This is a genomic window from Pseudomonas sp. p99-361 (genome assembly GCF_003935475.1).
Taxonomy (GTDB): Bacteria; Pseudomonadota; Gammaproteobacteria; order Pseudomonadales; family Pseudomonadaceae; genus Aquipseudomonas; species Aquipseudomonas juntendi.
In genome coordinates this window covers 1-19,714 of record NZ_RHQO01000013.1, presented here as the reverse complement: position 1 = coordinate 19,714, position 19,714 = coordinate 1, and the positions used below count along the sequence as shown (strand labels likewise).

Below are 19,714 nucleotides of genomic sequence, written 5' to 3'. Positions count from 1 at the left end.
GTGGTCTGTTACGCCGCAGAGTGACTGCCGTGTCCCCGTATCCGCGTTGTTACGGGCGGGGAGCAACCTGGCCAGGAGGGTCTGGATGACGCCACCTGTGCTGCAGGGATCGGCTGTCTGGTTTCTTCATACCGCAAAAGCCATGACCGGAAAAAGCATTTTTACGTGTTTTTGAAGTTTATTTTTCCGATTGACGATAAGGCCTTGGCGGCAGGCCCAGACACGACTACGCTCAGAAGTGGTACCTCTATTCGCTGTACCCATAGGCCCGGCAATCTTCCCAGCCGATACCGCTCTGGGCGGTACTGCGCAGCAACCACTCCACCGCCGGTTGCGCCTTGGCCAGGCTGTCATGCAGCTGGATAACCCCCTTGCGCCACAACAGCATCAGGGTCAGCACGCGTTGCGCCGAGGCTTCGGCAGTCAGTGCAGTGTCATCCTGCGCGTCGATATCCCACAACGACACCCGCAACTGCTGGCTGGCCATTAACGCCTCGCCATCGGCCCGGCGTTGCCCGTAAGGGGGGCGGAACAGCGGCACGTACTGCTCCGGCAGGTCGGCCTGCACGCGGGCCTGGCTGCGCCGCAGCGAGTCCTGCCAATCGACCCACTGTGCATGCGAGCGGTACTCCCAGCCCTGAATACCCACGCACTGGCCGCGATAAAGCCTGGCCACGGTGTTCGGCATGCCGGCATCCCGGCGCTGCTGCAGGCGGTTGCCAAGCACGAAGAAGGTACCCGCCAGCTTTTGCCGGCGCAGGTAATCGGCCAGCAGGTCGGTACTGCCGCCGTCAGGCCCCGGGCCACCGACGAAGGTCAGCAGGAACATGCGATCGTTCAGGCGTTCACCATCGAGCTCCCGTGCAGATAGCCGCTCCACCTCGCTGCTGGTCTGGGGCAGCAGCGCAGCTTTGCGCAGCTGTTCGTCCAGGTAGCGGCTGTGGAACTGGTGGCTGGGCTCTACCCACCCGGCATAGAACGCGCCGACATCGGTGGCGAACGTCGCCGCCTGGGTACGCAGATCCGCCATGGACTCAACGGCATAGCAGAACGACGCATCCTGCTCGCAGCTGCGTTGCGCCTGTTGGTAGCCTGCCCATAACCGCTGCCACATGCGCGCCCGCAGTTGGCGAACCTTCTGCAGGTTGATCTGCCGCAAGCCCAGCCGCGCCGCCAGCGTCGCATCATCGAGCAGCTCGCTTTCATGCAGTACCCAGGCGAACGACAGAATCTCCGCCCGCGAAGCCACATCGAACAACGCCGGGCTGTTCAGTTGCTCGGGCCACAGGCTGCGATCGAAACTGACCGGGGCTGTGGGGGCGGCTTGCACGGCCAGGCTCAATAGCGCGGCCAGCGCGGCAAAGGCGATGCGCACGGTAAAAGGCTCCGTCACGGCAAAACGCGAACTATAGCGTTAGAACCGGCCATGGTCTGTGACTATTGTCACCATAGTTTGGACTTGCACCGCCCAGCCCGTAGAATCCCAGGCCAACGATGCCAGGAGCCGACCCGATGCTGACGGTGATTTCCCCCGCCAAGACCCTCGACTACGATACCCCGCCGGTAACCGAGCGCTTCACCCTGCCCCAGTACCTGGATGATTCCCAGGTGTTGATCCAGCAACTGCGAACCCTGTCGCCGGCGCAAATCAGCGAGCTGATGCACCTGTCCGACAAGCTCGCCGGCCTGAACGCCGCACGCTTCGGCAGCTGGTCTCCGGACTTCAGCCCAGCCAATGCCAAGCAGGCGCTGCTGGCGTTCAAAGGTGACGTGTACACAGGCCTTGCTGCCGAAACCCTGGGTGAGGACGACTTCAGCTACGCACAAGACCACCTGCGCATGCTCTCCGGCCTGTACGGCCTGCTGCGCCCCCTCGACCTGATGCAGCCCTACCGGCTGGAAATGGGCACCAAGCTGGCCAATGCCCGCGGCAAGGACCTGTACGCCTTCTGGGGTACACGCATCAGCGAATGGTTGAACCAGGCCCTGGCTGCTCAGGGCGATGACGTGCTGTTGAACCTGGCCAGCAATGAATACTTCAGCGCAGTGAAACGCAGCGCCCTCAAGGCGCGGGTGATCAATGTCGACTTCAAGGACTTGAAGAACGGCCAGTACAAGATCATCAGCTTCTACGCCAAGAAAGCCCGCGGCATGATGAGCCGCTTTGTCATCGAGCAGCGCATCAACGATCCAGAGCAGCTCAAGCAGTTCGATGTCCAGGGTTACTACTACTGTGCCGAACAGTCCAAGCCAGATCACCTGGTGTTTCTGCGCGATCACCCGGGCGAGTAGACCCGCCGATACCGCTTCGCGGCTTGAGCCGTTCCTGCAACCTCCACGGGGCACCCGCAGGAACGGCTTAAGCCGCGAGCACCGACAAGGCCAGCGCTCGCCTCCACCGCCTCCAGGGCAGCTGTACATACCCGCTTTCCAAAATGATCGCTTCCACCTCTCGGGCAAAGCCACCCCTGCCGTAACCGATACCCTCCTCGCCGGCTGGCCGTCTTCGCCGCGCCATACGGCGTAATGTGCACTCGCATGATCCACCCGCGGCAGCAAGTTGAAACGCTGAAAGATAAACCGATCAGCTGATTGCGCATGACCGCACGTTGATCAGCACTGGTTGCTGTCACGTATGTCGTTTATCAGGGCTCGGCCGCTGCACCGGCGGTCAAGCAGGCCGAGCAGGTTCAGCAAGGTGAAACTTCATCATCGTCATTTTTATGACGCCAAAAAAACCTTACATCAGCGTGTAAACACCGGCGCCGGTGCGACCGTTCGTACCTTTTCTGACGAAATCTGAAAAAATTTTCCGATACTGGCATTAAAACATCTCGCAACAGTTTCGCCCTTGATATATCGGGGGCAAACCGGCGCGTGCTATCAAATTGAAATTGTCAGCAGCTTAATAAATATTTAGAAATCTTTCATCAAGACAAAACCCGTTCAGGAACTTCTCATATCAACTACCGCTCATAGAGCCGTAACGAATTTCCTGCCCACGGGTTGTGAGAGATGACTTACAGATGACAATGGCAAGGTATCCACTACCTGCCACAACATACAGACAGACCGCCCGGCTAACGCCCAAGCGCCTGTCCTTGCAGGAGACACGCGTCCCGTACAAATCGTCCTAGTGGTTGATTTCAAAGGATTTATCCCACTTGAAAAACAAGCACAGCAAAGCGCTGCGTAGCGCCTTGCATTAAAGACGGCTGCATGACAGGGCACGTTTTTATTACTTGGCTTTTAAATGCCTAATTTGAGTGCATAACTTTTCGTGCACTCCGGACTTATGTTGCCTGCGCTCGGTGAAGTGTGCATTCGCCATGAACCCGTGCGCCTGAAAACTGCTGTTAATCAACCCAGCCCGGCACTCCACGGAGGCGTCGGCGTGATAAACACATGAGGTGATAGCGATGCGTATCAGCATCTTTGGTTTGGGTTATGTGGGTGCAGTCTGTGCAGGCTGCCTGACGGCGCGTGGCCATGAAGTAATCGGTGTGGACGTGTCCAGCACCAAGATCGACCTGATCAACCAGGGCAAGTCGCCGATCGTCGAACCTGGCCTGGAAGCACTGTTGCAACAAGGCATCGCCAATGGTCGCCTGCGCGGCACCACCGACTTCGCCGAGGCCATTCGCGCCAGCGATGTATCGATGATCTGTGTGGGCACCCCCAGCAAGAAAAACGGTGACCTGGGCCTGGAATACATCGAGTCGGTGTGCCGGGAAATCGGCTATGTACTGCGCGACACCACGCGCCGCCATACCATCGTGGTGCGCAGCACCGTGTTGCCAGGCACCGTCAAGAACGTGGTGATCCCGATCCTCGAAGATTGCTCGGGCAAAAAGGCCGGCGTTGACTTCGGCGTCGCGGTGAACCCGGAATTCCTGCGTGAAAGCACTGCAATCAAGGACTACGACCAGCCACCGATGACCGTCATCGGCGAACTGGACACCGACAGCGGCGATATCCTCCAGGCGCTGTACGAAGAACTCGACGCCCCGGTCATCCGCAAGCCGATCGAAGTGGCCGAGATGATCAAATACACCTGCAACGTGTGGCATGCCACCAAGGTCACCTTCGCGAACGAGATCGGCAACATCGCCAAGGCTGTCGGTGTGGATGGCCGTGAAGTGATGGACGTGGTCTGCCAGGACAAGGTGCTCAACCTGTCGCAGTACTACATGCGCCCCGGCTTTGCCTTCGGCGGCTCGTGCCTGCCGAAGGACGTGCGCGCCCTGACCTACCGTGCCGCCAGCCTGGACGTGCGTGCCCCGCTGCTCGACTCGCTGATGCGCAGTAACGAGTCGCAGGTGCAAAACGCCTTCGAACTGATCGAAGCCCACGACAAACGCAAGGTCGCCCTGCTTGGCCTGAGCTTCAAAGCCGGCACCGACGACCTGCGCGAAAGCCCACTGGTGGAGCTGGCCGAACGCCTGATCGGCAAGGGCTACCAACTGGATATCTACGACGAGAACGTCGAATACGCCCGCGTTCATGGAGCCAACAAAGACTACATCGAATCGAAGATCCCGCACGTATCGTCGCTGCTCAACGGTGACTTCCACAAGGTCATCGACAACGCCGACATCATCGTTCTGGGCAACCGTGACGAGCAGTTCCGTGCCCTTGCCCAGCAAGTACCGGCCGGCAAACAAGTAATCGACCTGGTCGGCTTCATGAGTGAACCGACCAGCGCAGCCAGCCGCACCGAAGGCATCTGCTGGTAAGCCCTGGGCCAGGCGGCGCAAGGCTCCCCACTTGCGCTGCCGCCCTTTCCCGAATTTTCCACGGATGCTGAACATGCAAAGGCTCCAGACAGTGCTGTTGCAGTGCGCCGGTTGGCTGCTCTACATGAGCCTGCTCATGCTGATCGCCCTGGCCCTGCCAGCCGATATCTTCGACTCGCAATCGAAGCACTTCATCTTCCTGGTCGGCGCCGTCGGCATCTGGCGCTACTCGATGGGCGCCACCCATTTCATCCGCGGCATGATCTTCCTCTACGGTGTGTACCCCTACCTGCGCCGCAAGGTGCAGAAAATGGGCAGCGCCGCCGACCCGTCGCACGTGTACCTGATGGTCACCAGCTTCCGCATCGAAGCATTGACCACCGCTCAGGTGTACAGCTCGGTGATCCGCGAGGCGATCAACTGCGGTTTCCCCACCACCGTGGTCTGCTCGCTGGTGGAAATGTCCGATGAATTGCTGGTGAAGAGCCTGTGGGCCAAGTACAACCCGCCGGCCCACGTGAAGCTGGACATCGTCCGTATCGCCGGTACTGGCAAGCGCGATGGCCTGGCCTACGGCTTCCGTGCCATCTCCCGCATGCTGCCGGACGAAAACGCCGTGGTGGCGGTGATCGACGGTGACACCGTGCTGGCCGATGGCGTGGTGCGCAAGACCGTACCGTGGTTCAAGCTGTACCCCAATGTCGGCGGCCTGACCACCAACGAGTTCTGCGAAGTACGTGGCGGCTACATCATGAGCGAATGGCACAAGCTGCGCTTCGCCCAGCGCCACATCAACATGTGCTCGATGGCCCTGTCCAAGCGCGTACTGACCATGACCGGGCGCATGTCGATGTTCCGCGCCAGCGTGGTCACCAACCCCGAGTTCATTGCCGACGTCGAAAGCGACTCGCTGATGCACTGGCGCCTGGGCCGCTTCAAGTTCCTGACCGGTGACGACAAGTCCAGCTGGTTCAGCCTGATGCGCCTGGGCTACGACACCTTCTACGTGCCGGACGCTGCCATCAACACGGTCGAGCACCCGCCGGAGAAAAGCTTCTTCAAGGCCAGCCGCAAGCTGATGTACCGCTGGTACGGCAACAACCTGCGGCAGAACTCCCGTGCGCTGGGCCTGGGCCTGCGGCGCCTGGGGCTGTTCACCAGCATCGTGCTGTTCGACCAGCGCGTATCGATGTGGACCAGCCTGCTGGGCCTGACCGTGGCGGTGATCGCCAGCCTCAAGTTCGGCCTGGCATACCTGCTGGTGTACCTGCTGTGGATCGGCATTACCCGCCTGATCCTCACCGTGATGCTGCTGTGCTCTGGCCACAACGTCGGCCCGGCCTACCCGCTGATCCTCTATTACAACCAGATCATCGGCGCGCTGATGAAGATCTACGTGTTCTTCCGCCTCGACAAACAGTCGTGGACGCGTCAGCCCACTGCCCTCAAGCGTGACCTCGCCAGCTTTCAACAATGGTTCAACACCTGGTCCTCGCGGACCATGACCTTCTCGGCGGCCAGCATCTTCGTTGCTGTGCTGTTCATGGTCGTGTGAGCCCAACCCGGATCGGATCTAACAGGAACAAACCCCATGAATACCGCCGTGAATGTCAACGTCGTGCATGAGTCCGAAGCCCAGCGCCAGCACGCCCGGGTACGCATCCCCGCCAAGCTGCGCTTCATCGACGCCCAGCGCCAGGCCCACGATGTGAAGGTCGACGACCTTTCCGCCGGAGGCTTGAGCTTCCACACCAAGCAGCAACTGGCGGTGGGCGATGCGTTGCGTGGGCGGTTGATGTTCACGGTCGACAACCTCGGCCTGTCGATGGACATCGAATTCCAGGTGCGCTCGTACCACCCCGACAGCGGGCGTACCGGTGCGCAATTCCAGAACCTGGAGCCCCGCGACATCGCCACCCTGCGCCATATCATCACCTCGCACCTGTCGGGTGAACTGATCACTGCCGGCGACGTGCTCAGCACCCTGCAGCGCGACAACTTCACCAAGGCGCGCAAGCAGAAGGACGGCGGCAGTGGCCTGAGCCCCTTCGGCCGGCTCAAGGCCGTTACCGTTACCCTCGGTGTGTTCGTGGTCGGCATCGCCGCCTTCGGTTTCGTCGCCAAGTCGTTGTACGGCATGTACTTCATCAGCCATGCCGAAGCCGGTGTGGTCGCAGTACCCACCACCAATGTCACCATGCCGCGCGACGGCACCGTGAACAGCCTGGTGGAGAGCGGTGGGCAGGTGGCCAAGGGCGCGCCACTGGCCAGCTTCACCACCAGCATGCTGGACATGCTCAAGGGCAACCTCGACGACACGCAACTGGAACCGGCGAAGATCGAGGAACTGTTCGGCAAGCAACTCTCCGGCACCCTCACCAGCCCCTGCGATTGCGTGGTCGCCCGCCAGTTGGTGGACGACGGCCAGTACGCGGCCAAGGGCCAGCCGATCTTCCAGCTGATTCCGCGTACCACCAACCCGATGGTCGAGGCGCGTTTCAGCTACCGCCAGTTCGATGAGGTCAAGCCAGGCACCCGGGTCAATTTCCAGGTCGCCGGCGAAGACGAAGTGCGTACCGGCCAGATCGTCAGTAGCGCCAGCCTCAACAGCGAAGACCTGGCCTCCGACATCCGTGTGCAGATCAAGCCCGATAGCGGCCTGCCTGCCGAGCTGGCCGGCCGCCCGGCGGCAGTCAACAGCGACCGTGGCCCGTCGCTGAACTGGCTGATCGACAAAGCCGTGGCCCGTGGGCTGTAAGAGGATCGGACGATGATCGCTGATACCAACACCTGCCCCCACAGGTTCCGTGTGAACCTGGGTCTGTGTGGCCTGGCCATGGCCATCACCTTGGCCGGCTGCGCCGGCCTGCCCGACCAGCGCCTGGCCAACGAAGCCCTGAAGCGCGGTGACACGGCATTGGCCGAACGCAACTACAAGGCCCTGGCCGACCTGGGCTACAGCGATGCGCAAGTGGGCCTGGCCGACATCAAGGTGGCCAGCCGCGACCCGGCGCAAATCAAGGAGGCCGAGGCCACCTACCGCGCTGCCGCTGCGTCCTCGTCGCGCGCCCAGGCCCGCCTTGGCCGCCTGCTGGTGGCCAAGCCCGACAGCACCCAGGCCGAGCGTGAAGAAGCCGAAACGCTGCTGAAACTCGCCGCCCGCCAGGGTGAAGGCAACACCCTGATCCCGCTGGCGATGCTGTACCTGAGCTACCCGCAAAGCTTCTCCAAGGTCAACGCGCAGCAGCAGATCGACCAGTGGCGCGCCACCGGCAACCCGGAAGCGGGCCTGGCCCAGGTGCTGCTGTATCGCACCCAGGGCAGCTACGACCAGCACCTGGACGACGTGGAGAAAATCTGCAAGGCCGCCCTGAGCGCCACCGACATGTGCTACGTCGAACTGGCCACCGTGTACCAGAAGCGCGGCCAGACCGACCAGCAGGCCGCCCTGCTCGGCCAGCTGCAGGCGGCCTACGCCCGTGGTGCCGTGCCAGCCAGCCGGGTCGACAGCGTGGCCCGGGTGCTGGCCGATCGCAGCCTTGGCCAGACCGATGAAAAAACTGCCAAGGACTTGCTCGAACAGGTGGCACCGGCCAACCCGGCGTCGTGGGTCAGCCTGGCGCAATTGCTGTACGAGTTCCCCGAACTGGGCGACACCGACCAGTTGCTGGCCTACATCGACAAGGGTCGCGAAGCCGAGCAGCCACGTGCCGAACTGCTGCTGGGCCGCCTGTACTACGAAGGCAAGACCGTACCGGCCGACGCCAAGAAAGCCGAACGCCACCTGCAGGCGGCCGCCGACGCTGGCGAAACCAGCGCCCATTACTACCTGGGCCAGCTGTACCGCCGTGGTTACCTGGGCAACGTCGAGCCGCAAAAGGCTGTCGACAACCTGCTGGCCGCCGCCCGCGGCGGGCAGATCAGCGCCGACTATGCCTTGGCCCAGTTGTTCAGCGAAGGCCATGGCATTCGCCCGCAACCAGGCAATGCCTGGGTGTTCGCCCAGCTGGCACAAGCCAACCCCACGCCGCAGGCGGCAGAAATGCTGCAACGGCTCGAGCCGCAACTGACCCCGGACCAGCGCCACCAGGCCGAGCAACTGCTGGCTCAGGAAAAGCAGGCCCGCGGCAGCATGAGCCAAGGCGCCAACAGCACCCTGGCCACCGAAGCCCTGCAAGACGACGAACCAGAAGTAGACGGTGAGGACTCGCTATGACGCTCAATCCCTTCGTGAAAGCCGGCATCGGCCTGAGCTTCGCCCTGCTGTGGTCCTGCCCGACCCTGGCGGAAATGACCGCTGAGAAAAATTTCGGCCTGGACGTGAAAATCACCGGCCAATCCGAAGACGACCGTGACCTGGGTACCCGCCCCGGCGGCGACGTCAACGGCCTGGGCCTGGACCTGCGCCCATGGGTGTACGGCGAGCGCGGCAACTGGAGCGCCTACGCCATGGGCCAGGCGGTCGCAGCCACCGACACCATCGAAACCGACACCCTGCGCCCAAACGACGACGGCACCACCACCGACACCGGTGACGACAGCCGCAAGCCAGACAAAAGCTACCTGGCCATGCGCGAATTCTGGGTCGGCTACAGCGGCCTCACCGCCTACCCTGGCGAGCAACTGCGCCTGGGTCGCCAGCGCCTGCGCAGCGATGACGGCATGTGGCGCGACACCAACATCGAGGCGCTGAACTGGACCTTCGACACCACCTTGCTCAAGGCCGACCTGGGCGTGGCCCAGCGCTTCAGCGAATACCGTACCGACCTCACCGAGCTGGCGCCCGAGGACAAGGACCGTACGCACGTCTACGGCAACATCGCCACGCAATGGACGCCCGGCCACTGGGTTGGCCTGCGCGCCCACCACACCCATGACAGCGGCAGCCTGAACCAACCCGGGGAAACCGTCGATGCACTGGACAAGACCCGCACCGGCGACCTCACCTGGCTGGGCCTCGAGGCCAACAGCGACGCCTACAACTGGCGCAATGACCACACCGTCAACTACTGGGGCAGCGTCACCTGGCTGACCGGCGACCGCGACAAGCTCACCACCCAACAGGTGGGTGACGATCAGGTGGCCACCGGCAAGCAGAGCGGCAACGTCAATGCCTGGGCCACCGACCTGGGTATCCGCCTGCGCCTCGACCCGCAATGGCAGGTGGGTGCAGCCTACGCCCGCGGCAGCGGCGGCGGCGGTGACGATGGTTCGAACAACTTCGAGCAGACCGGGCTGGAAAGCAACCGCTCCAACTTCACCGGCACCCGCTCGCGGGTACACCGCTTCGGTGAGGCCTTCCGCGGCGAGCTGGGCAACCTGCAGGCGGCCACGCTGTTCGCATCGTGGCAACTGCGCGACGACTATGACGCCAGCCTGATCTACCACAAGTTCTGGCGCGTCGATGGCAACCAGAACATCGGCTCCAGCGGCATCAACGCCGTGGTCGACGACAACGGTGTGAACCGCCAACTGGTCGACGGTGAAAAAGACCTTGGCCAGGAGATGGACGTGGTCGTGACCAAGTACTTCAAGCAAGGCCTGCTGCCCGCGTCCATGAGCCAGGCCATCGACGAGCCGTCTGCCCTGGTACGCCTGCGCGCGGGTGTATTCAAGCCGGGCGACGCCTATGGCAAGGAAGCGGACTCGTACATGCACCGCGCCTTCGTCGACGTGATCTGGCGCTTCTGAGGCCGGGAGAAACCTGATGAACCTTCACCCGCACCTACGTCACAGCCTGTTGGCCAGCGCCTTGTTGCTGGCCTCGGGCCTGGCCGTCGCCGCAGAGCCCAAGGTCATTGCCAAGGAGCTGCAGCAGGCCAAGACCTACACCGTGGCCAGCGCGCCGATCGAGCCCCTGCACATGGACCCGCCCAAGCTGCCCGACCTGAGCGGCTACACCGCCCAGGCTGTGCAGAAGAAGATCGACCGCAGCCACAAGGGCAAGGTCAGCCTGCGCCGCATGTTCCAGGAAGACACCCTCAAGGAATTTGTCGGCGGCGACAACAAGGCGGCCGAGTGGGTCCAGCGCCAGCACGGTATTCCGCAGGCGATCTTCATCGATGACGGCCATGTCGACCTCGTCGAGCTGAGCAAGCAGGTGCCGCGACAGTACCTGCGCGAAGTCGAGCCCGGCGTGTACCTGGCGCGCCTGCCGATCGTGGTCGGCCGCAAGGGCATCCTCGAGATCGATGGCAAGGTCAAGCAACTGCGCCTGTCCCAGGAGGGCGGCGCGTTCCTGGTCAACGACGGCAAGCTGTTCGTCACCGACACCCAGGTGACCGGCTGGCGGGAGAAAGACAACGGCCCGGCGACCTTCCGCTCGCCCAAGGAATTCCGCCCATTCCTGCTCTCGTGGGGCGGTACCGAAACCTACATCGTCAATACCAAGATGGCCAGTTTCGGCTATGCCAAGTCCAAGTCGTACGGCGTGAGCATTTCGCAGTACACCCCGAACATGGCCAAGCGCATGGGCCGCCCGGAACCCACCGGCTGGATCATCGGTTCGCAGTTCAGCGACATGTGGTACGGCTTCTACTGCTACGAAACCCAGGACTTCGTGGTCAAGGACAATACCTACAACGACAACATCGTCTATGGCATCGACCCGCACGACCGCTCGCACCGCCTGATCATCGCCGGCAACACGGTCTACGGCACCAAGAAGAAGCACGGCATCATCATTTCGCGTGAGGTCAACGACAGCTGGATCATCAACAACAAGAGCTACGACAACAAGCTCTCCGGCGTGGTGATCGACCGTAACAGCGTCAACAACCTGGTGGCCTACAACGAGATCTACCGCAACCACACCGACGGCATCACCCTGTACGAAAGCGGCGACAACCTGATCTGGGGCAACAAGCTGATCAACAACCGCCGCCACGGCATACGCGTACGTAACAGCGTGAACATCCGCCTGTACGAGAACGTGGCCATGGCCAACGGCCTGGTAGGCGTATACGGCCACATCAAGGACTTGTCCGACACCGACCGCGACATCGCCCTCGACCCGTTCGACACCAAGGTGTCGCTGATCGTGGTGGGCGGCGAACTGGCGGCCAACGGCTCAGGCCCGCTGTCGATCGACTCGCCGCTGTCGGTCGAGCTGTACAAGGTATCCATGCTCGCACCGCGCAAGGCCAGCGGCATCAGCCTCAACGGCGTGCTGGGCGAGCGCCAGGACGAAATCCTCGACCTGCTGGTCCGCCAGCAGAAGGCTGTGCTGATCGACCCGGTCGAGCGCCAGACCGAAATGATCGATTAAGGAAGCCCAGACCATGACTCCACACCTGATGAAACTGCTGGGCCTGTCCGCTGCCCTTCTGGCAATCAGCCAGGGCGTGCGCGCCGATGAAGTCAAGGCCCCGACCTTCACGGCCGAGCCCTGCTGCCAGCTGTGCCCCGAAGCGCACGATGCCAGCCGCTACACCACCCGCTACCAGCAGAACTTCACCACCCTGGTGCAAGCCAAGGGCGACTGGCTGTTCCGCACACGCGAAGACTTGCGCACCGAATTCAGCACCACGCCGGCCGGCTACAAGCGCCTGCAACAAGTGCACGACGCGTTCAAGAAGCGTGGCGTGGAGCTGGTGATGGTGTACCAGCCCACCCGTGGCCTGGTGAACCGCAACATGCTCAACCCGGCCGAGAAAGCTGCGTTCAACTACCAGAAGGCACTGGGCAACTACCAGGCCATGCTCAAGCGCTTCGCCAGCATGGGCTACAACGTGCCCGACCTGTCGCCGCTGACCAACGAGCAACTGGCCGCCGCCGACCAGGGCAAGGACTTCTACTTCCGCGGTGACCAGCACTGGACACCGTACGGTGCCGAGCGCGCCGCCAGGATCGTCGCCGACACCGTGCACAAGATGCCGGCTTTCGAGGGCATCCCGCGCAAGGAATTCGAAACCAAGAAATCTGGCCGCATGGGCAAGACCGGCACCCTGCACAACGTGGCCGGCCAACTGTGTGGCACCAGCTATGCGATCCAGTACATGGACCAGTTCGCCACCGAGCCGAAAGGCTCCAGCGGCGGCGGCGACGACCTGTTCGGCGACAGCGGCAACGCACAGATCACCTTGGTCGGCACCAGCCACAGCGGCAAGAACTACAACTTCTCCGGTTTCCTCGAGCAGTACATCGGCGCCGATGTGCTCAACGTCGCCTTCCCCGGCGGTGGCCTGGAAGGCTCGATGATCCAGTACCTGGGCAGCGAGGAATTCCGCAAGAACCCGCCCAAGATCCTGATCTGGGAGTTCTCGCCGCTGTACCGCCTGGACCAGGAAACCATCTGGCGGCAGATCCTTGGCCTGCTCGACGATGGCTGCAATGACCGCCCGGCGCTGATGAGCGCCAGCACCACGCTCAAGCCCGGCAACAACGAGCTGATGGTCAACGGCAAGGGCGGCGTGGTGAAACAGCTGATCAACCGCAACCTGCAGATGGATGTCAGGTTCGACGACCCATCGGTGAAGGTGCTGCAAGCCACCCTGTGGTACCTCAACGGCCGCCACGAAGACATCAAGCTGGAAAAACCGGAAACCTCCGACACCGACGGCCGCTTTGTCTTCCAGATGCGTGAGGACGAGGACTGGGCCGACCAGAGCCTGCTGGCGTTCGAGTTGCAGGGCCCGGAAAGCGGCACCCAGAAAGTCGAGGCCAAACTCTGCAAACGCAACAACTTCGCCGTGCCTGCGCAAACCGCGCAAGCCGGCCAGTGAGGCGACCATGACCGTATTCAAGCAAATCTTTCGCCCTGCCCTGCTCGCCATGGCGCTGTTCGGCAGCGCCGCGCACGCTGCGCTGGTGCCACCCCAAGGCTATTACGAGGGCATCGAGAAACCCAAAACGGGCGACGGCAATTTCCGCTGCGAGCCGGCACCAAAGCCCTACACCGGTGCGCTGCAATTCCGCAGTAAGTACGAAGGCTCCGACAAGGCCCGTGCCACGCTCAATGTCGCCTCGGAAAAGGCCTTTCGCAAGTCGACCGAAGACATCACCACGCTGGAAAAGGGCGTGAGCAAGATGGTCGGCCAATACATGCGTGATGGCCGCCCGGCGCAACTCGACTGCACCTTGGCCTGGCTGGGGACCTGGGCGCGGGCCAATGCGCTGCTGTCCACCGACTACAACCACACCGGCAAGTCGATGCGCAAATGGGCCCTGGGCAGCATGAGCGGCTCGTGGCTGCGCCTGAAGTTCTCCACTGCCCTGCCGCTGGCCGCGCACCAGGCCGAGGCCAAGCTGATCGAGAAATGGCTGGACCGCCTGGCCGAGCAGACCGTGCAGGACTGGAGCAACCTGCCGCTGGAGAAGATCAACAACCACAGCTACTGGGCCGCCTGGTCGGTGATGGCCACCGCCGTGGCCACCGACCGCCGCGACCTGTTCGACTGGGCGGTGAAGGAATTCAAGGTAGGTGCCAACCAGGTCGACGAGCAAGGTTTCCTGCCCAACGAGGTCAGGCGCAAGCAACGTGCCCTGGCCTATCACAACTACGCCCTGCCGCCGCTGGCGATGATTGCCAGCTTCGCCCAGGCCAACGGCGTGGACCTGCGCAGCGAAAACAACTTTGCCCTGCAGCGCTTGGGCGAAGGTGTGCTCTACGGCGCCCGCGACCCACATCACTTCGCCGAACGAGCCGGTGAGAAGCAGGACATGAAAGACCTCAAGGTCGACAACAAGTACGCCTGGCTCGAGCCTTGGTGCGCGCTGTACCACTGCGTCGGCGACACGCTGGAGCGCAAGCACGGGATGCAGCCGTTCAACAGCTTCCGGCTGGGCGGCGATGTGACCCGGGTCTATGACCCGAGCGCAGCAAGCAAGAAGTGAACTGACTCCCATTGTGGGGTCGGTACCTGTGGGAGCGGGCATGCCCGCGAAGAAGCCACCGCGGTGCATGGCAAGGGCTTCGCCCTTGTTCGCGGGCATGCCCGCTCCCACAGGGATCTAAGTTGCCCTCCAGCTTTTTGCTGGGGGGTTTGGGGGGCGCTGTGCCCCGGATGCTGTGAACAATAAGGAGAACCGGGATGGTCTTCTCGTCCAACGTGTTCCTGTTCCTGTTCTTGCCGATATTCCTCGGCCTGTATTACTTGAGCGGGCAACGTTATCGCAACCTGCTGCTGCTGGTCGCCAGCTACATCTTCTATGCCTGGTGGCGGGTGGACTTCCTGGCTTTGTTCGCCGGGGTCACCCTGTGGAACTACTGGATCGGCCTGAAAGTGGGTGCCGCCGGCGTGCGCACCAAGCCGGCACAGCGCTGGCTGCTGCTGGGGGTCGGTGTCGACCTGGCCATTCTCGGCTACTTCAAGTACGCCAACTTCGGTGTCGACAGCCTGAATGCGATCATCACCTCGTTTGGCCTGGAGCCCTTCATCCTCACCCACGTGCTGCTGCCGATCGGTATCTCGTTCTACATCTTCGAGTCGATCAGCTACATCATCGACGTGTACCGCGGCGACACCCCGGCCACGCGCAACCTGATCGACTTCGCCGCGTTCGTGGCGATCTTCCCGCACCTGATCGCCGGCCCCGTGCTGCGTTTCAAGGACCTGGTCGACCAGTTCAACAACCGCACCCATACCCTGGACAAGTTCTCCGAAGGCTGCACCCGCTTCATGCAGGGTTTCATCAAGAAGGTGTTCATCGCCGACACCCTGGCAGTGGTCGCCGACCACTGCTTCGCCCTGCAGAACCCGACCACCGGGGATGCCTGGCTCGGCGCCCTGGCCTATACCGCGCAGTTGTACTTCGACTTCAGCGGCTACAGCGACATGGCCATCGGCCTGGGGCTGATGATGGGCTTCCGCTTCATGGAAAACTTCAAGCAGCCATACATCAGCCAGTCCATCACCGAGTTCTGGCGGCGCTGGCACATCAGCCTGTCGACCTGGCTGCGCGACTACCTGTACATCACCCTGGGCGGTAACCGCAAAGGCACCTTCAACACCTACCGCAACCTGTTCCTGACCATGCTGCTGGGCGGCCTGTGGCATGGCGCCAACTTCACCTACATCATCTGGGGCGCCTGGCACGGCATGTGGCTGGCGATCGAGCGGGCGCTGGGCATCGACACCAACCCGCAGCGTTTCAACCCGGTGAAATGGGCCTTCACCTTCCTGCTGGTGGTGGTCGGCTGGGTGATCTTCCGCGCCGAAAACCTGCACGTCGCCGCACGCATGTATGGCGCCATGTTCAGCTTCGGCGACTGGCAGCTGTCGGAACTCAACCGTGCCCAGCTCACCGGCCTGCAGTTCGCCACCCTGGTGATCGCCTACCTCACCCTGGCGTTCTTCGGCCTGCGCGACTTCTACCGCAACGCCAAACCCACGCCCAAGGCCACCCCGGTGCAGGTCAACAGCGACGGTTCGCTGGGCCTGGACTGGACCCGGGTCATGACCCGCGCGCTGGTGTTGCTGCTGTTCGTGGCCTCGATCCTCAAGCTTTCGGCGCAGAGCTACTCGCCGTTTCTCTACTTCCAGTTCTGAGGTGGCTGACATGACCCGAACGTTACGCATTACCTATTCGCTGTCCTTCATCGGCCTGTTGGTGGGCATGGGCGTCTGGTCCACCGGTGGGCTGGAAAGTTTCCAGCGCACCGAGCAGATGACCCTGCTCAACGGCAAACTGGCCAAGGCAGCCGAAACCCATTACGACGACCAGTTCCCGATCAAGCGCCTGGGCACCAACCTGTGGGCGGCGATGGACTTCAAGCTGTTCCACGAAGGCCGCCCTGGCGTGGTGCTGGGCCGCGACCAGTGGTTGTTCAGTGACGAAGAGTTCAAGCCCACCGCCGGTGCCGAACACCTGATGCAAGAGAACCTGGCGCTGATCCGCGGTGTACGCGACACCCTGCAGCAGCACGGCGTGCACCTGGTGCTGGCGATCGTCCCGGCCAAGGCGCGGGTGTATGCCGAATACATCGGCAAGCAACAACCGGCCAGCTTGCATGAGGACCTGTACAACCAGTTTCACGCCCAGGCACGCCAGGCCAACGTATTTGCGCCCGAGCTGATGGGCCCACTGGCGCAGGCCAAGGCCCGCGGCCAGGTGTTCCTGCGTACCGACACCCACTGGACGCCGATGGGCGCCGAAGTGGCGGCGCAGGCGCTGGCTGACGCCGTGCGCCGGCAGAACCTGCTCGACGGCGCCCCGCAGGCCTTCATAACCGAAGCAGGCAGCACAGCCCCGTACAAAGGCGACCTGACCAACTTCCTGCCACTGGACCCTTTGTTCAGCAACCTGCTGCCCGCCCCGGACAGCCTGCAACAACGTACCACCCGAGCCGCCGAGGCCGAGGGTGACGGTGCTGACGCGCTGTTCGCCGACAGCCGCATACCGGTGGCATTGGTTGGCACCAGCTACAGCGCCAACCCGCACTGGAACTTCCTTGGCGCCCTGCAGCAGGCGCTGCGCAGCGACGTGGCCAATTACGCCGAGGACGGCCACGGCCCGTTGGTGCCCATGCTCAAGTACCTGCAAAGCGATGCCTTCAAGAACGCCGCGCCACAAGTGGTGGTGTGGGAATTCCCAGAACGATATCTGCCAATGAAGAACGACCTCAGCAGCTTCGACCCGCACTGGGTCGCGCAGCTGAAGAACGCCCGTAAATCCGAAGAAAACCTGGCCTTGTCGTCCACCCGGACGAACCACTGACTGAAGAGAGGAACACGCACATGACTACCAAGACTTCCATTGCCAAAGCCCTCACCCTGGCGGCCGGCCTGTCCCTTGCCTCCATGCAGGCCTTCGCCGGCGCCGACGCCGCCCTGTATGGCCCCAGCGCGCCGAAAGGCTCCACGTTCGTGCGGCTGTACAACGCCACCAGTGCACCGGCTGCCGCCAGTGTGGGCAACACCCAGATCAAGCAGGTTGGCGCCCAGGCCAGCAGCGATTTCAGCTTCCTGCCTGGCGGTGACTACACCGCCCAGGTCGGCGGCAAGAGCGTGCCGGTCAAGCTGGCCTCGGACAAGTACTACACCCTGGTCAACAGCAGCAGCGGCAACCCGAAGCTGATCGAAGAGCCGCCGTTCAAGAACAAGCAGAAAGCCCTGGTGCGCGTGCAGAACCTGAGCGACCAGCAACTGACCCTGAAAACCGCCGACGGCAAGACCGAAGTGGTCAAGCAGGTGGCCGCCAACGGCCGTGGCGAGCGCGAGATCAACCCGGTCAAGGTGAACCTGGCGCTGTACCAAGGTGACAAGAAAGTGGGTGACGTGAAGCCAGTCGCCCTTGAGCGCGGCGAAGCCGCAGTGCTGTACGTAACGGGTTCCGGCAACGCCTTGTCGCCGGTGTGGGTAACTCGCCCCGTGGCTAGCAACTGATTCCCCTGCCTCTCAACGACTATTGGAGAAACATGATGATCCCGGTAATTCTTTCTGGTGGTAGCGGTTCGCGTCTGTGGCCTTTGTCGCGCAAGCAGTTCCCCAAGCAGTTCCTGGCCCTGACCGGTGAACATACGCTGTTCCAGCAAACCCTCTCGCGCCTGGCGTTCGAGGGCATGGACACGCCGATCGTGGTCTGCAACAAGGACCACAAGTTCATCGTGCAGGAGCAGCTGGCTGCCCTGAAGCTGGAAACCCAAGGCATCCTGATGGAGCCGTTTGGCCGCAATACGGCGCCAGCGGTGGCCATGGCCGCGATGAAACTGGTCAACGAAGGCCGTGACGAACTGATGCTGGTGCTGCCTGCCGACCATGTAATCGAGGACCAGAAGGCCCTGCAACGTGCCCTGGCCCTGGCCACCGTAGCGGCAGAGCGCGGCGAGATGGTGTTGTTCGGGGTACCGGCGACCAAGCCGGAAACCGGCTACGGCTACATCCGCTCCAGCCAGGATGCATTGCTGCCCGAGGGCGTGGCGCGGGTCGCGCAGTTCGTCGAGAAGCCCGACGAGAAGCGCGCCACCGAGTTCGTCCAGGCCGGTGGTTACTTCTGGAACAGCGGCATGTTCCTGTTCCGCGCCAGCCGCTTCCTCGAGGAGCTGAAAAAGCACGATGGCGATATCTACGACACCTGTGTACTGGCCTTGGAGCGTAGCCAGGAAGACGGCGATGTGCTGAGCATCGACCCCGCCACTTTCGCCTGCTGCCCGGACAATTCCCTCGACTACGCGGTGATGGAAAAAACCCAGCGCGCCTGTGTCGTGCCGATGTCGGCCGGCTGGAGCGACGTGGGCTGCTGGTCGTCGTTGTGGGAGGTGCATGAGAAGGACGACAACGGCAACGTCACCAAGGGCGATGTGGTGGTGCAGGACAGCCACAATTGCATGATCCACGGTAACGGCAAGCTGGTGTCGGTGATCGGCCTTGAGAACATCGTGGTGGTCGAGACCAAGGACGCCATGATGATCGCCCACAAGGACAAGGTTCAGGGCGTGAAGCAGATGGTCAAGACACTGGACGAACAGGGCCGTAGCGAAACCCAGAACCACCTGGAAGTGTATCGCCCATGGGGTTCTTACGACTCGGTGGACATGGGCGGCCGCTTCCAGGTCAAGCACATCACCGTCAAGCCAGGAGCCAGCCTGTCGCTGCAGATGCACCACCACCGCGCCGAACACTGGATCGTGGTGTCCGGCACTGCCGAGGTGACCTGCGACGAAAACGTGTTCCTGCTGACCGAGAACCAGTCGACCTACATCCCGATTGCGTCGGTGCACCGCCTGCGCAACCCGGGCAAGATCCCGCTGGAGATCATTGAGGTGCAGTCCGGGAGTTACCTGGGCGAAGATGACATCGAGCGCTTCGAAGATGTGTATGGGCGCACCTCTACGCCGGTCGAGCGTGGGGTTTCGGTGAAGACCATCGCGCAGTAAGTGAAATCCCGGGGCCGCTTCGCGGCCCTATCGCCGGCAAGCCAGCTCCCACGAGGATCGCCTTAGGGCTGACAGGTGTTTGCCATAAGGTATGGCAGCGCCTGTTAGAGCGAGCGCCGCCCGCGCGGCGCAATCGCGAGCTGCGCTCGCTCCTACGTTTGTT

General features: G+C 62.5%; 14 protein-coding genes. 13 read left to right on the top strand and 1 reads right to left on the bottom strand.

All coding sequences use genetic code 11. The features are described from left to right. Positions 1-247: 247 nt before the first annotated feature. On the bottom strand, positions 248-1,375 hold the full coding sequence (locus tag EGJ22_RS08385; protein WP_029887280.1) for a polysaccharide deacetylase family protein: 1,128 nt from the start codon (positions 1,373-1,375) through the stop codon (positions 248-250). A gap of 137 nt (positions 1,376-1,512) precedes the next feature. Here EGJ22_RS08385 and yaaA point away from each other — a divergent pair, with 137 nt between their 5' ends. From yaaA to EGJ22_RS08315, 13 genes are all read left to right on the top strand, one after another. Beyond that, complete coding sequence (gene yaaA, locus EGJ22_RS08380) at positions 1,513-2,292, top strand: peroxide stress protein YaaA (protein ID WP_009684458.1); 780 nt, start codon at positions 1,513-1,515, stop codon at positions 2,290-2,292. 1,127 nt (positions 2,293-3,419) lie between these two features. Continuing rightward, the gene (locus EGJ22_RS08375; RefSeq protein ID WP_029887279.1) at positions 3,420-4,736 is read left to right on the top strand and encodes a nucleotide sugar dehydrogenase; all 1,317 of its coding nucleotides are present in this window, start codon (positions 3,420-3,422) and stop codon (positions 4,734-4,736) included. Between the two features lie 73 nt (positions 4,737-4,809). After that, positions 4,810-6,291, top strand: a complete 1,482-nt coding sequence (locus EGJ22_RS08370) for a glycosyltransferase family 2 protein (RefSeq protein ID WP_009684460.1) — start codon at positions 4,810-4,812, stop codon at positions 6,289-6,291. 36 nt (positions 6,292-6,327) lie between these two features. Then, positions 6,328-7,494 (top strand): PilZ domain-containing protein, encoded by a 1,167-nt coding sequence (locus EGJ22_RS08365; RefSeq protein ID WP_029887277.1) that lies wholly within the window; start codon positions 6,328-6,330, stop codon positions 7,492-7,494. A 12-nt stretch (positions 7,495-7,506) separates the two neighbouring features. After that, positions 7,507-8,952 carry an alginate biosynthesis TPR repeat lipoprotein AlgK gene (gene algK / locus EGJ22_RS08360; protein WP_125920180.1) on the top strand — a complete coding sequence of 482 codons (1,446 nt, stop codon included), beginning with the start codon at positions 7,507-7,509 and terminating at the stop codon, positions 8,950-8,952. Continuing rightward, the gene (locus EGJ22_RS08355) at positions 8,949-10,427 is read left to right on the top strand and encodes an alginate export family protein (RefSeq protein ID WP_029887399.1); all 1,479 of its coding nucleotides are present in this window, start codon (positions 8,949-8,951) and stop codon (positions 10,425-10,427) included. Before algK ends, EGJ22_RS08355 begins: the two co-directional genes overlap by 4 nt. Positions 10,428-10,443: 16 nt before the next feature. Further along, a complete protein-coding gene (algG, locus tag EGJ22_RS08350; RefSeq protein WP_029887400.1) occupies positions 10,444-12,003 on the top strand; it encodes a mannuronan 5-epimerase AlgG in 1,560 nt (519 codons plus the stop codon). Positions 12,004-12,016: 13 nt separating this feature from the next. Continuing rightward, a complete protein-coding gene (locus EGJ22_RS08345) occupies positions 12,017-13,459 on the top strand; it encodes an alginate O-acetyltransferase (protein ID WP_029887401.1) in 1,443 nt (480 codons plus the stop codon). A gap of 7 nt (positions 13,460-13,466) precedes the next feature. Beyond that, positions 13,467-14,570 (top strand): mannuronate-specific alginate lyase, encoded by a 1,104-nt coding sequence (locus EGJ22_RS08340; protein ID WP_029887402.1) that lies wholly within the window; start codon positions 13,467-13,469, stop codon positions 14,568-14,570. A 197-nt stretch (positions 14,571-14,767) separates the two neighbouring features. After that, the gene (locus EGJ22_RS08330) at positions 14,768-16,225 is read left to right on the top strand and encodes an MBOAT family protein (RefSeq protein WP_029887403.1); all 1,458 of its coding nucleotides are present in this window, start codon (positions 14,768-14,770) and stop codon (positions 16,223-16,225) included. A 10-nt stretch (positions 16,226-16,235) separates the two neighbouring features. Further along, complete coding sequence (locus tag EGJ22_RS08325; protein WP_029887404.1) at positions 16,236-17,393, top strand: alginate O-acetyltransferase; 1,158 nt, start codon at positions 16,236-16,238, stop codon at positions 17,391-17,393. A gap of 20 nt (positions 17,394-17,413) precedes the next feature. After that, positions 17,414-18,061, top strand: coding sequence for an alginate O-acetyltransferase AlgF (locus EGJ22_RS08320; RefSeq protein ID WP_029887405.1), 648 nt, complete (start codon positions 17,414-17,416; stop codon positions 18,059-18,061). A 35-nt stretch (positions 18,062-18,096) separates the two neighbouring features. Next, on the top strand, positions 18,097-19,551 hold the full coding sequence (locus EGJ22_RS08315; protein ID WP_029887406.1) for a mannose-1-phosphate guanylyltransferase/mannose-6-phosphate isomerase: 1,455 nt from the start codon (positions 18,097-18,099) through the stop codon (positions 19,549-19,551). The last annotated feature ends 163 nt before the right edge of the window (positions 19,552-19,714 follow it).